This is a genomic window from Cytobacillus kochii (assembly GCF_044790165.1).
Classification (GTDB): Bacteria; Bacillota; Bacilli; order Bacillales; family Cytobacillaceae; genus Cytobacillus; species Cytobacillus kochii.
This window is the reverse complement of record NZ_CP085254.1, coordinates 1157432-1172085: the sequence shown is the minus strand read 5'-3', so window position 1 is coordinate 1172085 and position 14654 is coordinate 1157432. Positions and strand designations below refer to the sequence as shown.

Annotated in this window: 17 protein-coding genes and 2 riboswitches; of the genes, 5 read left to right on the top strand and 12 right to left on the bottom strand. The window is 38.5% G+C overall.

Annotated features, from left to right (window positions below; all coding sequences use genetic code 11):
• Positions 1-112: 112 nt before the first annotated feature.
• The 9 genes from LG276_RS06365 to mtnK all read right to left on the bottom strand — a co-directional run bounded on the left by LG276_RS06365 (position 113) and on the right by mtnK (position 6940).
• On the bottom strand, positions 113-247 hold the full coding sequence (locus LG276_RS06365; protein WP_281202762.1) for a hypothetical protein: 135 nt from the start codon (positions 245-247) through the stop codon (positions 113-115).
• A gap of 69 nt (positions 248-316) precedes the next feature.
• The gene (locus tag LG276_RS06360) at positions 317-553 is read right to left on the bottom strand and encodes a hypothetical protein (RefSeq protein ID WP_251162916.1); all 237 of its coding nucleotides are present in this window, start codon (positions 551-553) and stop codon (positions 317-319) included.
• A gap of 18 nt (positions 554-571) precedes the next feature.
• Positions 572-706, bottom strand: a complete 135-nt coding sequence (locus LG276_RS06355; RefSeq protein ID WP_281202761.1) for a hypothetical protein — start codon at positions 704-706, stop codon at positions 572-574.
• 18 nt (positions 707-724) lie between these two features.
• On the bottom strand, positions 725-859 hold the full coding sequence (locus tag LG276_RS06350) for a hypothetical protein (protein WP_281202760.1): 135 nt from the start codon (positions 857-859) through the stop codon (positions 725-727).
• Between the two features lie 194 nt (positions 860-1053).
• The gene (locus LG276_RS06345) at positions 1054-2052 is read right to left on the bottom strand and encodes an ABC transporter permease (protein WP_251162915.1); all 999 of its coding nucleotides are present in this window, start codon (positions 2050-2052) and stop codon (positions 1054-1056) included.
• On the bottom strand, positions 2021-3559 hold the full coding sequence (locus LG276_RS06340) for a sugar ABC transporter ATP-binding protein (protein WP_224935139.1): 1539 nt from the start codon (positions 3557-3559) through the stop codon (positions 2021-2023). The genes LG276_RS06345 and LG276_RS06340 overlap by 32 nt, the downstream gene beginning before the upstream one ends.
• Before the next feature lie 74 nt (positions 3560-3633).
• Positions 3634-4710 (bottom strand): sugar ABC transporter substrate-binding protein, encoded by a 1077-nt coding sequence (locus LG276_RS06335; RefSeq protein WP_095370200.1) that lies wholly within the window; start codon positions 4708-4710, stop codon positions 3634-3636.
• The gene (gene mtnA, locus LG276_RS06330; RefSeq protein WP_251162914.1) at positions 4707-5759 is read right to left on the bottom strand and encodes an S-methyl-5-thioribose-1-phosphate isomerase; all 1053 of its coding nucleotides are present in this window, start codon (positions 5757-5759) and stop codon (positions 4707-4709) included. The genes LG276_RS06335 and mtnA overlap by 4 nt, the downstream gene beginning before the upstream one ends.
• Entirely contained in the window at positions 5756-6940 is a 1185-nt protein-coding gene (mtnK, locus tag LG276_RS06325; RefSeq protein WP_251162913.1) for an S-methyl-5-thioribose kinase, read from the bottom strand. Before mtnK ends, mtnA begins: the two co-directional genes overlap by 4 nt.
• A 146-nt stretch (positions 6941-7086) precedes the next feature.
• A riboswitch (SAM riboswitch) is annotated at positions 7087-7240 on the bottom strand.
• Between the two features lie 202 nt (positions 7241-7442).
• A riboswitch (SAM riboswitch) is annotated at positions 7443-7546 on the top strand.
• A 98-nt stretch (positions 7547-7644) separates the two neighbouring features.
• On the opposite strand from mtnK, the gene LG276_RS06320 reads away from it, so the two are divergent.
• From LG276_RS06320 to LG276_RS06305, 4 genes are read left to right on the top strand one after another with little or no spacing between them, the layout of a single operon-like run.
• The gene (locus LG276_RS06320; RefSeq protein ID WP_251162912.1) at positions 7645-8859 is read left to right on the top strand and encodes a 2,3-diketo-5-methylthiopentyl-1-phosphate enolase; all 1215 of its coding nucleotides are present in this window, start codon (positions 7645-7647) and stop codon (positions 8857-8859) included.
• Positions 8860-8862: 3 nt separating this feature from the next.
• Complete coding sequence (locus tag LG276_RS06315; protein WP_251162911.1) at positions 8863-9528, top strand: 2-hydroxy-3-keto-5-methylthiopentenyl-1-phosphate phosphatase; 666 nt, start codon at positions 8863-8865, stop codon at positions 9526-9528.
• On the top strand, positions 9525-10154 hold the full coding sequence (locus LG276_RS06310; protein ID WP_251162910.1) for a methylthioribulose 1-phosphate dehydratase: 630 nt from the start codon (positions 9525-9527) through the stop codon (positions 10152-10154). The genes LG276_RS06315 and LG276_RS06310 overlap by 4 nt, the downstream gene beginning before the upstream one ends.
• On the top strand, positions 10141-10674 hold the full coding sequence (locus tag LG276_RS06305) for an acireductone dioxygenase (protein WP_095370206.1): 534 nt from the start codon (positions 10141-10143) through the stop codon (positions 10672-10674). The genes LG276_RS06310 and LG276_RS06305 overlap by 14 nt, the downstream gene beginning before the upstream one ends.
• Before the next feature lie 35 nt (positions 10675-10709).
• On the opposite strand, the gene LG276_RS06300 is transcribed toward LG276_RS06305, so the two are convergent.
• The 3 genes from LG276_RS06300 to LG276_RS06290 form a co-directional block, all read right to left on the bottom strand.
• A complete protein-coding gene (locus tag LG276_RS06300; RefSeq protein WP_251162909.1) occupies positions 10710-11249 on the bottom strand; it encodes a GNAT family N-acetyltransferase in 540 nt (179 codons plus the stop codon).
• A gap of 60 nt (positions 11250-11309) precedes the next feature.
• Positions 11310-12296 carry an acryloyl-CoA reductase gene (locus tag LG276_RS06295; protein WP_251162908.1) on the bottom strand — a complete coding sequence of 329 codons (987 nt, stop codon included), beginning with the start codon at positions 12294-12296 and terminating at the stop codon, positions 11310-11312.
• A gap of 385 nt (positions 12297-12681) precedes the next feature.
• Positions 12682-13533 carry an SDR family oxidoreductase gene (locus LG276_RS06290; protein ID WP_224935116.1) on the bottom strand — a complete coding sequence of 284 codons (852 nt, stop codon included), beginning with the start codon at positions 13531-13533 and terminating at the stop codon, positions 12682-12684.
• Between the two features lie 127 nt (positions 13534-13660).
• Between LG276_RS06290 and LG276_RS06285 the strand changes: the two genes are divergently transcribed.
• Positions 13661-14590 carry an AEC family transporter gene (locus LG276_RS06285; protein ID WP_224935113.1) on the top strand — a complete coding sequence of 310 codons (930 nt, stop codon included), beginning with the start codon at positions 13661-13663 and terminating at the stop codon, positions 14588-14590.
• The last annotated feature ends 64 nt before the right edge of the window (positions 14591-14654 follow it).

Here is a 14654-nt window from a genome sequence, read left to right as displayed (position 1 = left end):
CTTTCATTTCCTGTTTTCTGTCTCAGTGACTCGCAAACACCATTTGCTCTCCTCTCGTTTCCTATTTTCCATCTGAGCGACTCGCAAACACCATTTGTTCACCTCTCGTTTCCTATTTTCCATCTGAACGACTTGCAAACACCATTTGTTCACCTCTCGTTTCCTGTTTTCCACCTGAGCGACTTGCTGACGCTATTTGCTCACCTCTCGTCTCCTGTTTTCCACCTGAGCGACTCGCAAACACCATTTGCTCTCCTCTCGTTTCCTATTTTCCACCTCAGCGACTCGCAAACACCATTTGTTCACCTCTCGTTTCCTATTTTCCACCTGAGCGACTTGCAAACACCATTTGCTCACCTCTCGTCTCCTGTTTTCCACCTGAACGACTTGCTGACGCTATTTGCTCACCTCTCGTCTCCTGTTTTCCACCTGAACGACTTGCAAACACCATTTGTTCACCTCTCGTTTCCTGTTTTCCACCTGAGCGACTTGCTGACGCTATTTGCTCACCTCTCGTTTCCTGTTTTCCATCTGAGCGACTCGCAAACACCATTTGCTCACCTCTCGTTTCCTATTTTCCATCTGAGCGACTCGCAAACACCATTTGCTCTCCTCTCGTTTCCTGTTTTCCATCTGAGCGACTTGCTGACGCTTTTTGCTCACCTCTCGTCTCCTGTTTTCCACCTGAGCGACTCGCAAACACCATTTGCTCACCTCTCGTTTCCTATTTTCCACCTGAGTGACTCGCAAACGCTATTTGTTCACCTCTCGTCTCCTGTTTTCCACCTGAGCGACTCGCAAACACCATTTGCTCACCTCTCGTTTCCTGTTTTCTATCTGAGCGACTCGCAAACACCATTTGCTCACCTCTCGTTTCCTATTTTCCATCTGAGCGACTCGCAAACACCATTTGCTAAAGCTTTCATCCCTATTTCTCCTTTTAAATGAGACACAAACCACTTTTGCCTTATCAACTAAAACATACATTTATCTGCCAATGGAAGTGATTAGCTACCTGCAACTACAAAAGTGCCTCACCCACTACTACTACTTCTATAAGCTATTTGTTGAGAACTTATTTTTCGCATACATATAAGTCACTGCCAATGCTAAAACGAGTACAGTTCCTTTAATAATATCAAAAGCATAATAGGGTAGATTCAAGATAGTTAAACCATTTAATAATACGCCAATGACTGCTGCGCCAAAAAATGTACCTAACGCATTTGGTTTTCCAGCCCCTAGTACCGAGTAGCCAACAAATACAGCTGCAACAGCTTCCATCAGGAGTGGTGCACCTGCATCGATTTGCCCTGATCCTACCCTAGCAGTAAATAAAATGCCTGCTATGCTAGCAAAAATTCCTGAAATCACATAAGCCATGCATTTGATTTTCTTTACTTTTACACCAGATAAGGTCGCAGCTTCGGCATTCCCTCCAGTCATATAAAAAATTCTGCCCCATCTCGTATAATTTAAAAAACAGTAGGACGCTAACACTAGAATAATCATGATCCATACAGGTACGGGGATACCTAATAAATGGCCTTGACCAATCCATAGAAAGGCATTAGAAAACTCACCAATTGCTGTCCCACCAGATGTCAGTGGCATATGGTTATAAATAGAGTATCCTTCTGTATAAGTCCGATGTAATCCCGCTACGATGTACATACTGCTCAATGTTGCTAATAAATCGGGAATACCTATCACAACAATTAAGAACGAATTAAATAATCCAACTGCCACTCCAACGATAATTGGTAATAGTAGAACTAACCATAGAGGTAAATCATACCAAACCATCAATGAAGCAGTAAAAACAGTTGCTAATGACATCGTGGAGCCAACAGATAAATCAAAGCCGTCAACTACTAATGTAAATGTGACCCCGAGCGCGAGCACAGTGACAATCGAAATGGAACGTAATATATCTGAAAAATTATCATAGGTTAAAAAGAATGGGCTCACACTTGTAAAATAGAAAATAATAAGAATAAGTAAAGTAATTGCCCCGTATTTAAATAGAAATGCGATCAATTGGTCCTTCATGATTGACTTCCTTTCCACCACTTGCATATAACAGAATCTTTTCTTGCGTTGCCTCTTTTTGCGCAAACTCTTTCACGATTTTGCCATCATACATCACTAATACTCTATGGCAAACTGTTAATAATTCTTGGATTTCACTACTAAAATACAAAATGGCCTTGCCTTCCTTTGCAAGCTGTTGAATTAGTTTAAGAATCTCTCTTTTCGCACCGATGTCCACACCCTTAGTAGGCTCATCAAATAAATAAACCTTCGCTTCACTTGATAACCACTTACCGATAACGATCTTTTGCTGATTTCCCCCACTTAAATGATTCACCTCTACGTCCACATCATTTGCTTTCACCTGCAAAGTTGAAATTACTTCTTCAGTCGCTTTTCTCTCAGCCTTTCTGTTAATAAATCCCCCTTTTACGTACTTTTTTAGCTGTGGGAATGTTACATTCTTCGATATCGTTTCATTAATGAATAGACCTTCTTTCCGCCTTTCTTCAGGAATATGAGTGATACCACAAGCAATAGCTGTTTTTGGATGCTTCACTTGTATCTTCTTACCAGAGACTCTGATTTCTCCTGACGCGGCTGGTGTATTTCCAAATATTGTTTTTGCTAGTTCCGTCTTTCCCGCACCTACTAATCCCGCAATTCCTACAACTTCACCTTCATATACATTTAAACTAATATTTTGTAACTTTCCTAGATTGAGATTCTTAAGTGCTAAAACCTCTTCCCCTCGTTTATAACTGTGCAGAACGTTTCTTTCCTCATGCCATACTTCTCCAAGCATTTGTTCAATCACCATTTCCTGCGTTATCTGAGCAATTGGTACGGTTGAAATCCGACATCCGTCTCTCATAACCGTTACCACATCTGCAATGGCGAATACTTCAGGTAATCGATGTGTAATAAAAATACAACCAATTCCTTTTACTCTCAGTTGCCTAATTACATGAAATAGTTTCTCTGCTTCTCTATGTGATAATGGAGCGGTTGGCTCATCAAAAATAATGACTTTAGTCGTTTGAACTAACGCCCGAGCTATGAGAACCAATTGCTTTTTAGCAAGACTTAGCTTTGAAGCTGCTTGGTTTAGATCAATATCATTCACATCGAGTAATGTTAATGCTTCCTGCGCCTGACGATGTAGATCCTTACGAGAGAAGTACCACCCTTTCTCTTGTGAAAAGCGATCAAGCATAATATTTTCTGCTACAGTAAGCTGTGGAACAATGGCTGTATCAACCTCCTGATAAACGCAAAATATTCCTTTTTCTTTCGCGTCACTAGGGTGTTGAAAAGTTGCTTTTTCGTGGTTAATCAAAATTTCTCCTTGGTCTTGTCTATATACCCCAGAGAGAATCTTCATTAATGTACTTTTCCCAGCTCCATTTGCTCCAAGCAAGGCATGTATTTCTCCTTTATGAACCACTAACTCCCCGTTCTTTAATGCCGTAACTTTTCCAAAACTTTTACTCATCTTTTTCATTTCCAAAACAACTTCACTCATTTAAAGGAGACCCCCTCCATAGATAGGAAAACCGACTCTCTAAAAGTCGGTTGACTAGCTACAAACCATTTCATTCAATTGCCCTCAAGTGCTTTTAGTTCTTCCGTATAGCCTTGTTCACTTTCTCCCCAACCATCAATATATTCATGCAGTTCATTTGTTGTAATGGCCTCATCAGGTAATTGACTTTTCTCTACAAAAACAGGATCAAGGATAACTTTTTCTTTTGGAGAATCACCATTTAATTTTTGGTACAAATATCGAACTTGAATACGACCAATATCTTTTGGATCAACGGCAGCTGTCGCTTCCCATGAACTGTTTTCTTTTTGTATCAGTTGCAGATCCTCGTCACTCATATCAATCCCGTAGACTTTAATATCTTCTCTTCCTGCTTGCTCTAGCGCTCTGACAGCTCCTTTAGCAAACTCATCCCACGCTGCCCAAACTGCTGTTATTTCACCTTCATTTGGATATTGTTTTAGGATTGCTTCCATTTGTGCTTGAGTATCTAATGCTGTATTATCGGTGGCAGCACCAAATGCTGCTACTTCCTTAATATCTGTATTCTCTTTTAAAAATTGTTCATAAGCTACTTGTCTTCTTTCCATCGGTGCAAATCCAGCTACCCAAATCTTAACAATATTTGCTTTCCCTCCTGCATCTGCAGCAAGCTTGGTTAATGTCAACTTCGCCATTTCTTCATCGCCTTGTTGAAGTACAGTTACATCTTTCACTGCAATATCAGCATCAAAGACCACTACAGGTATATTTTGTGCAGCCGCTTTTTCTACTCCTTGCGTTAACGCTTCCTTCGTTCCATGATCAATTAATATCCCATCAAATTTTTGATTAATCGCTGCATCTAAATTGGAAGCCATTTTTGCTAAGTCACCTTCAGAAGTAAATACTTGAACGGTTCCACCAAACTTTTCTACCTGCTCTTTTACCCCTTCAATATATTGTGCAGAAAAAGTTCCTAAATTAATTTGCATGATTAGTGCGATCTTTTTATTAGCTAACGGATGTACACTATTCTCTTTAGTTGATGCAGTTGCTTCACTACTTGAATTGCTCCCTTTTGGCTGGCAGCCTGCCAAGATTAAAATAAAAATAATAAGAAACGCTAATAGTATACGATTGTTCTTCATGCCCTAACTCCCTCTTCTGCTTTATTCAATTGTGCCAATTTGTTTCGATCAGCTTCAAAAATGCCTTTTTCAGTAACAATTGCAGTAATTAAATTAGCCGTTGTCACATCAAACGCCGGATTAAACACTTTCGTTCCTTCTGGTGTGATCTGGTTTGCCCCAATATGAGTCACCTCTTCTGCCAACCTCTCCTCAATCGGAATATCTGCCCCTGATGCGATAGAAAAGTCAAATGTCGACAATGGCGCAGCTACATAGAAAGGAATTTGAAAATAGTTTGCTAAAATAGCTAGTTGCCATGTACCGATTTTATTCGCTGTATCTCCATTGCTGGCAATACGATCGGCCCCGACTATAATCGCTTCAATCCCCTTGGTTGCTATGGTATGAGCAGCCATATTATCAGTAATGACCGTCACATCCACATTGGACTGTTGAAGCTCCCAAGCAGTTAGACGCGCTCCCTGAAGAACCGGTCTCGTTTCACAAGCATATACTTGAAAGTCAACACCCTTCTCCTTGCCTAAATGAAACGGCGCTAGCGCTGTACCATATTTTCCCGTAGCAATCGTTCCCGCATTGCAAATCGTTAATACCTTTTTCCTACCATTCAATAGACTTAGTGCATTTTCACCAATTTGCCGACAAATCTCCTCGTCTTCTTGATGTATTTTCTTTGCTTCTTGCTCCAAACTGATAATTGTCTCCTCTGTTGAATACAGCGTTTCTATTACTTTCATCATTCGATCCAAAGCCCAGAACAAATTAACAGCTGTCGGTCTAGAGCCCGCTAGATAAAGATAATCTTCATGAATTCTAAGATGGAAAGTTTCAATGTCGACCCCTTCGTATTTTTTTGCAGCAATCGCTAAACCATAAGCAGCAGTAATTCCAATAGCTGGCGCCCCTCTTACTTTCAACTGAATAATTGCCTCAAAGACATCTTCAATGGTTTCGAGTTCTATCCATCTTGTTTGATGGGGTAATAAGGTTTGATCAAGAATTTTCAATCTACCTTCTTGCCATTCAATTGGTGTTGGTATACTCATGATGTATACGCCTCCAGTTCCTTAAGAAGTTGCGAGATTGTTCCTATGTTTTTGCGATTAATAATCAAGGATGAACCTAATTGAATCGTTGACTTTTTCACATATAATCTAATTGAACTATCTTCTATTCCATCAAGATCCTTCACATGAGACAATCCGATTGTTCTCCGAATTAATTCACATCCCACTACTCCGATAGCATCTTTAAATACTTTAGCTAGAAAAGATTCTAGAGCGCCTGGTACTTTCGTAAAAGGATTAACAACAGAATTTTCCCAAGCTTCTGAAAAATATTGAGAAAACACATCCCATACTTCTTCAATCTGTTGACGAATAACGATTCTATCGTTTTCGTTTCGTACAAGTACTTGGAAAATGAGATGGGCAATATATTGACCGACATCAAATCCAATCGGACCATAAAAGCCGAACTCAGGATCAATCACCTTCGTCTCACTCTTACTCGCAAATATACTCCCTGTATGTAGGTCACCATGTAGTAAGCTCTCTGCTTCTGTGAGAAAAGCATATTTTATTTTGGCTACTTCAAGCTTCAACTTGTCATTAGCCCATAGTTGCTGAACCACTTCAGCCAACTCAGCTTCAAAATCATTCGTTTCCACATCAAAAAATGGATCGGTGAATACTAAATCCTCAGTGATTTTACATAGTTCCGGATTTGAAAATTTAGCGACCAATTTCTTTTTCTCAAACGGATGAAGAGCAAAATCTGAAGTTGAAAACAATGTCTTTGCTAGGTACTCCCCAATATGAGCTGATAACTTCGGATAATGATCCCCTTGAATCAATCCGTCTCTTACAATTGTCAGATGGGAAAGATCCTCCATCACAGTTAATGCTAGCTCTTCATCTGTTGCTAGTACTGCTGGGAGGAGGTGAGGAACGAATTCACCATGCTTCTTAAGGACTTCTGCCTCCAGTTTTGCTCGTTTAAGTGTTAGTGGCCAGCTTTCCCCGACTACTTTTGCATAAGGGAGTGCTTGCTTAATAATTACACTTTTACGATTAGAAGTAATACGGTAAACATAATTCAAATTACCATCACCAATCTCTTCCACCGTTATTTTTTCATCCGGTAAAAACAGCTTTAAACTCTTCACGTATTCACACGCAGATTCCTCTGTCAAAGCGCGGTAACCTATATTTTCTAAAACAGCCATATCTCTTCCCCCTTATTTCTTTATTTATCTGTGGCACAAAACAGGGGTGACTACATGAAGAGATATAGTCGGACCTGCTTTGTCACTACAGAAACAAAAATGCCCCTTTCCAGTACAGAAAGAGGCATTCGTCATGACGATTTTGCCTCTCATCTTTCAGAATAACTTCTGAATGGAATTAGCACCGTGCCTTACATTAGGCGCAGAAATTCTCTAGCTGCGCCTCGTTTCACAACGATATTACGGTCGGTTGCTGGGTTTCATCGGGCCATATTTCCCTCCACCTGCTCTTGATAAGAGTATAAAAGATTCATTTTTTGAAATATCTTGAGCAAATACTAGCACCGATTATAAAAAAGTGTCAATCTTTTTTTAAAAAACTTTTCATCTTTTTATGGATAAAGGAATTTTGTCATATAACGTAAAAAATTCTCTGTTGACAGATAAAACACCTGGTGACATAATACAATTGTGCAAAAATTTAAAACGATAATCATAAATTTTCTTATCAAGAGCAGGCGGAGGGACGAGCCCGATGAAGCCCGGCAACCGATTCTAAATGAACACGGTGCTAATTCTTGCAGCAATCATGCTGACAGATAAGGAGAAGGTTCTATCACTGCGAACTAACCCTCTTCTTATTGATTAAGAAGAGGGTTTTTTATTGTCAATGTAAATTCGAAACCATCAGGGAGGGTTCTCATATGGGAGATGTAATTGCAACTTATCAAGTATACGCAAGACCCGGTTCATTAGAGAAAAAAGCAGAGGATATCGCTTTAGGATTAACGATAGGCTCGTGGACAGCGTTACCATTACTTGAGCAAAAACAATTACTAAAACATAAAGGCAGAGTCACTGCACTACAAGAGTTTTATGATGATGAACATCCCAATCGATTCGGTGAAGTAAGGTGCGAAATTAGTATCGCCTACCCTACATATAATTTCACATTTGATATTCCAGCAATCTTAACAACCGTATTTGGAAAGTTATCTCTAGATGGTGAAGTAAAATTATTAAACCTAGAATTTGATAATGAGGATCTTTCCCGTTTTCCAGGACCAAAATTCGGTATAAAAAATATAAGATCGAAACTAAATACTCAAGACCGCCCATTACTTATGAGTATATTTAAAGGCATCATCGGCAGGGATATTCACTTCTTAAGAGAACAGTTAAGAGACCAGGCTATGGGAGGCGTTGATATTGTAAAAGATGATGAAATTCTTTTTGATGTCAACATCTCTTTTGAAGACAGAATTATCGCAGGTAAAGAAATACTAGATGAAGTCTATGAAAAGACTGGAAAAAGGACACATTATGCAGTCAATTTATCTGGGAGAACAATGGATTTAGTAGATAAAGCAAAACATGCGACCGAATTAGGGGCGGATGCATTATTATTCAATGTTCACACTTACGGTCTAGATATGCTCCAAACACTAGCTGAAAACAGTGAAGTGCAGTTACCTATCATGGCACATCCTGCATATAGTGGGGCCTATACTTCTTCAAACTTCTATGGTGTGGCTCCTGACTTATTACTCGGTAATCTTACTCGCTTAGCAGGTGCAGATTTCTCTTTATTTCCTTCTCCATATGGTTCTGTTGCCTTGGAAAAAGAAAAAACCTTAGCTATCGCTAGACAGTTAACCGAAGAAAATGGCTTGAATCAGGCATTCCCGGTCCCCTCAGCAGGCATTCATCCAGGTTTAGTTCCGTTGCTTTATCATGATTTTGGCAATGATTGTATAATTAATGCGGGCGGAGGGGTCCATGGTCATCCTGAAGGAGCAGCAGCTGGCGTGAGAGCCTTTAGGCAAGCCATTGACCACGTCATACAACAAAATACTCATCGTGCAACAAAAGCGCAAGAATTGGAAGCAGCATTAGCAAAATGGGGAGGTACGTCGTAAAAGATGACAAAACCAATGATTTTTTGTGATTTTGATGGAACAATTACGAATAACGATAACATTGTAAAGATTATGGAGCATTTCGGTCCTATTGAGGCAAAACAGATCAAGGAAGATATTTTAGCTCAAAATATCTCTATCCAAGAGGGTGTTAAAAATCTCTTCTCACTTTTACCAACAAGTAAAAAAGAAGAGATTATCCATTTTGTATTAAATAGTGCAGAAATTCGTGAAGGATTTTCAGCTTTTGTTAGATATACACACGAAAACGATATCCCTCTTTATATTGTTAGTGGTGGAATTGACTTTTTTTTAGAACCAGTACTTGAACCTTATGGGCCATTTACGAAAGTATTTTGCAATCAGGCAAGCTTTGCTTTAGAAACGATAGATATTCACTATCCACACCAGTGTGATGAACTATGTTCTTCACAAGGTTGCGGCTGTTGTAAACCAACCATTATTAGAAAACACTCATCTCCAGAACACTTTAATATTCTTATTGGCGATTCGATTACAGACTTTGAAGCAGCCAAAATAGCAGATGCCGTACTTGCTAGAGATTTCTTAATTCAAAAATGTGAAGAAACTGGTATTTCTTATACTCCTTTTGAAACCTTCCATGATTGCATTGAATACCTCGATGAACTAGTTGGTGCGAAATCATGACAACGTATGAAACAGAGTGGGATACATTAGCTGATATTAAAGATGAGTTAGCGGCTAGAGATTGGTTTATGGGTACTAGTGGTAATTTATCCATTCGCGTAGATGAAAACAGCTTTTTAGTCACTTCAAGTGGACTTGATAAAAGAAAGAGAACAGTCAATGATTTTTTATTAGTAGACTTAGAAGGAAGGCCCCTAGAAAACACGTCATCTAAACCTTCAGCTGAGACTTTATTACATTGTGAAATCTATAAGAAAACGTCATCAGGAGCAAGTCTTCATGTTCATACAGTTGCTAATAATGTTATTTCTGAGCTTTTCTATCAAGAAGGTGTAGTAACTTTTCAGCATCAAGAGTTAATTAAAGCATTTGGATTATGGGGAGAAGATGATATACTCACCATCCCGATCATTCGCAATGATGCGGATATCCCTACATTAGCGGATCACTTTTCTGCTTACGTCAGCAAAGAGAAAGGTGCAGTCTTAATTCACAACCACGGGATTACTGTTTGGGGAGTCGATGGGTTTGAAGCAAAAAAATTATTAGAAGCTTGCGAATTTTTATTTCAATATAAATTATCTCTTATTCAATTAAAAGGAGGCGTTTTACATGGCCATTATTAAATTCAAAAACGAAGAAAAAGTGATTACTGATCAACAAGAGGTATCTACATTTTTAACTGCACAAGAAGTCATCTATGAAAATTGGAACATTGAGCAATTAGAAGTGACATTACACGAAAAATACGATTTATCTGATGATGAAAAGCAAGCCATACTAGATGCATTTTCAACTGAAATCAAAACCATTTCTGAAAAGCGCGGCTACAAAGCTGCAGATGTTATTTCACTTTCAGACAGTACGCCAAATTTAGATGAATTATTAATTAACTTTCAAAGAGAGCACCATCATACCGATGATGAAGTCCGCTTCATCGTAAGTGGGCATGGGGTCTTTATTATCCAAGGAAAAGATGAATCGTTTTTTGAAGTCCATTTAGATCCAGGTGATTTAATTTCTGTACCTGTAAACACGCGTCACTATTTTACTTTAGCTGATGATCGAAAAGTTGTTGCTATTCGCCTCTTTGTTACACCAGAAGGTTGGGTACCTGTTTACGAAAAAGAAAAATTGAATGCTTAATATTAGGGAGGCTCCTACATAAGTGGAGCCTCTCCTTATTTCTCTATATAATAGATAAAAAATTCGCTCCATTCTCCACTATCAAATGAGAATTGAGACTGTTTCTCTTCATAATTAAAACCGATAGATTCTGCTAAATGAATGGAGGCAAGGTTATCACTATCAATATGTAATTCTATTCTTTCAGGTTGTAAATATTCAAAAATAAAAGGAATAATCGTGACTACGCTTTCTTTTCCATATCCTTTTCGCCAATATTGATTGTGAATAGCATAACCAAGTAGTACTAACTCCTTGCCATTCCTCTGTGTTCGATACATTTCTATCTTTCCTATATGTGCACCATCATTTTCTCTAAATATACCAAACTCAGATAATTGCCAAGCATCATCTTGCTTACTCCATTGCTCGATTTTCTTCTTGAATTTTTCTTTAGTATAAGCAGATAAATCTTGTGGGCGTCCTTCATCATGACGTGATTGCGAAACTAAACGGTTCTTTAATCCCTCTATCCAAGCTTCGTAATCTTCATACATATACGAACGAATGACGAGACGGTTACTTTTCAACTGCATGTCCTTCGCTCCATTCTATCGGAAATTAGGCCGCCTTTTATCAGTTATTGTGTGTAGTTACTATATGTGTACAAGTACTCTTCCTCTCATTTCTCCTTTTAAAAGCAACGGCAAGGCATGCTCAACTTCACTCAATGAAACTTCTTGAAAAATAAACTGATCAAACGGAAGTTTATCACTTTCTTCCGCTAATAGTTCCCAAGCTTCTTTCCTCATCTCCATTGGACAAAAAACGGAATCAACTCCCAAGAGACTCACCCCACGTAAAATAAATGGAAAAACCGTCGTAGGTACATTCGTTCCAGCTGTTAAACCACTGACCGCTACGGCACCCCCATATTGAATTTGGCTTAACAAGGATGCTAATGGCTCTCCACCGACAGGATCAACCGCTGCTATCCATTTTTGCTTGCTTAATGCGCTTATCTTCCCATCATACACTTCTTCCCTTGTAATCACTGAAGAAGCCCCTAAGTTCATTAAGTAATCACGTTCATTCTTCTTTCCAGTGCTTGCAACGACCTCATAGCCACGGTTAGCTAACAAGGCAACGGCAAAACTCCCAACGCCACCAGTAGCCCCAGTAACTAACACCTTCCCACTATTTTCAGTTAGACCATTCTGTTCTAATTTTAATATGGAAAGTGCCGCTGTTAATCCAGCTGTGCCAATCGTCATTGCCTTCTTTAACGTAAGTCCTTTTGGAAGTGGTAGTACCCATTGTGCAGGTACTTGTGCATATTCACTATACCCCCCGTATCTGGATACACCAATTTCATAACTCGTAGCAATGACTTCATCTCCTTCGGAAAAATCAGGATGTTGAGATGAAACAACGATACCCGCTAAGTCAATGCCCGGTACCATTGGATAGTCTTTAACGATATTTCCATTAGGTATACTAGCTAAACTGTCCTTATAATTTACTCCGGAGTATTTTACTTGAATTAGTACTTCTCCTGCAGGTAAATCCTTTACCTCAAGTTGACGCAACTGGATAGAAAAATCTTTATCATCTTTATCTACAACTAATGCTTTAAAACTCATTACTCTTCCTCCACCCTTCCCTTTAACTTCTCAAATAGGCTTCATTGACCTTTATTCATTTCTACTACTTCATACATGGCAATCGCTTTTATCAATGCTTCTAAATGCTTATCAACGTAAATTTATTCCTCAACTTTTGTTTATGCGCCACCATGAAATCTACTTTTTCAGACATGGCATCATCCTCTCTTTTGCCGTTCTTCCAAACTCATTCCCGTTCCTTTAAGCATGAAACCATTCAAATTATTTTTATTTGTATGTTTACACCCTTCCTTGTCCTACAAGAGATTCACTTCATATTATTTTAATTCCAAAACTGATATACCGCGTACTTCTTCAATCTCACCTATTGAAGACAAATTTCACCCCACTGTTAACTTTTTTATCAGATGTTATCATTAATGGTCGTCTGTTCTATGCTCCATCTCCAGAAGTGCTCGATTAGTTGGGAATCACTCGCCCTTTTAGAGACATGGGCTTTTTTCTTGTCAATATAGTACTCACCTGATATCCCTTCTACATCCGCACTCGTGGCTAAATAGATGGTCGTTTCCGCCCCTTGCTCTGCTGTTTTAAAAAATGGCACCAGTAATTTTACCACTTTGCCACCAAATCCTGTTTCTCTATCCACACCTATGTTTGTTGCAACAGCTCCTGGATGAAGTGCATTCACTGTCACATTTGTGTGTGCTAATCTTTCATGTAAACCTTTCATAAATAATAAATTGGCTAGCTTCGATCTTCCATAACCTTTTGCTACATTAAAACCCTTTTTAAAAAACGGATCTGCAAAATCAATCTTCCCCCATTTATGAGCACCGGAAGATACAATGACAATTCTTGCAGTAGCCGAAGCCTTCAAAGCTTCTAATAATTGATTGGTTAAATGGAAATGACCGAGATGGTTTACCCCTAACATCATCTCAAATCCATCAACTGTTTCTTGCCTTTTTATTGTCACTACACCTGCATTATTAATTAAAAGATCTAAATGATGATACTTACTAAAAAAGGTTGCCACAAAATCATCGATGCTTTTGATAGAACTTAGATCACAGAGCATTAAATCTACATTTTCTTTTCCTGTAATGGCTTTCACTTTTTGTAGCGCGGCTTCACCTCTTATTTTACTTCTACAGAGCATGATTACTTTTATATTTTTATTTACAAGACCGATTGTCGTTTCTAAGCCCATTCCTGAATTCGCTCCTGTTACTATCGCTACTTTAGCAACCACTGCTACCCACACCTTTCTTATTGTCGTTAAGTATAAATGGTCCAATGATATTTTTATAGTTTTCTGCTTTTATGAACTATAAAAATATAAGAATTTTCAGTATAATTTATACTGAAAGGAGTGTCATATGGAAGTCACCTCTGTTATTCTTGCGATTTCAACAATGGGTATAATCATTGTTTTCGGGGCACTAATCGCCTTAAAGATATCAATCACAGCAGAAATGAAAAATATATTAATGATGATTATTTTACATCTAGCTGTTCCCTTTATTATATTGAATGGTGTTTTCAATACTAAGATTACGGACGTCATTTTCCAACAAGTCTTTCTCGTATTTGGGATATCCGTTGTGTTTAATGCTGGAGGTATTATCCTTACATTAGTTCTAGGCCGCCTTTTACATCTTAATCAGCCTAAACAATTGGCTTTACTAGCCGCCCTAGGTAATACAGGTTTCATCGGCATCCCTCTTAGTGCTACATTATTTGGGCCTCTCGGTGGATTATTAGCCGCTGTATTTGATGCGGGGTTAGATGTCGTGCTTTTTTCATTAGGTATCTACTTATTACAAAGCAATCAAAAATTCCAATTTAAACAATTAAAAGCTTTATTAAACTTACCTTTACTAGCCATTAGTTTGGGGTTGTTATATGTAATCAGTGGATGGGAAGCACCGCTCATATTTAAGCAACTGGCTTCAATGCTATCTAACTTAGCTGCGCCATTAGCTATGTTATATATAGGCTTTCTGCTTCCAACTTTCTTTCAAGTTGGACGGCGTTTTTACTTTCAAGGCTTATGGTTTCCCTTATTAATGAAATTGATGATTTTACCACTTTTCGCCATCATTTGTTTACGTTTTACGTCACTACAAACAGATTTAATTTTCTTATTAGTTATTTTAACAAGTATGCCCACCTTCATGCTGGCCTCAGTATTGTTTTCCCGCTACACAAAAGAAGAAAACGAAGCTATTATGGTAACCATATATAGCACGTTAATTTCTATCTTAACCATTCCTTTGATTTCGTGGATAGCGAGCTTTCTTTTGTAATCATTTAATTACATTTTTTAGCCAGCCAAAAAATTTTTTTCAGCTGGCTATTTCTCTTCTCATT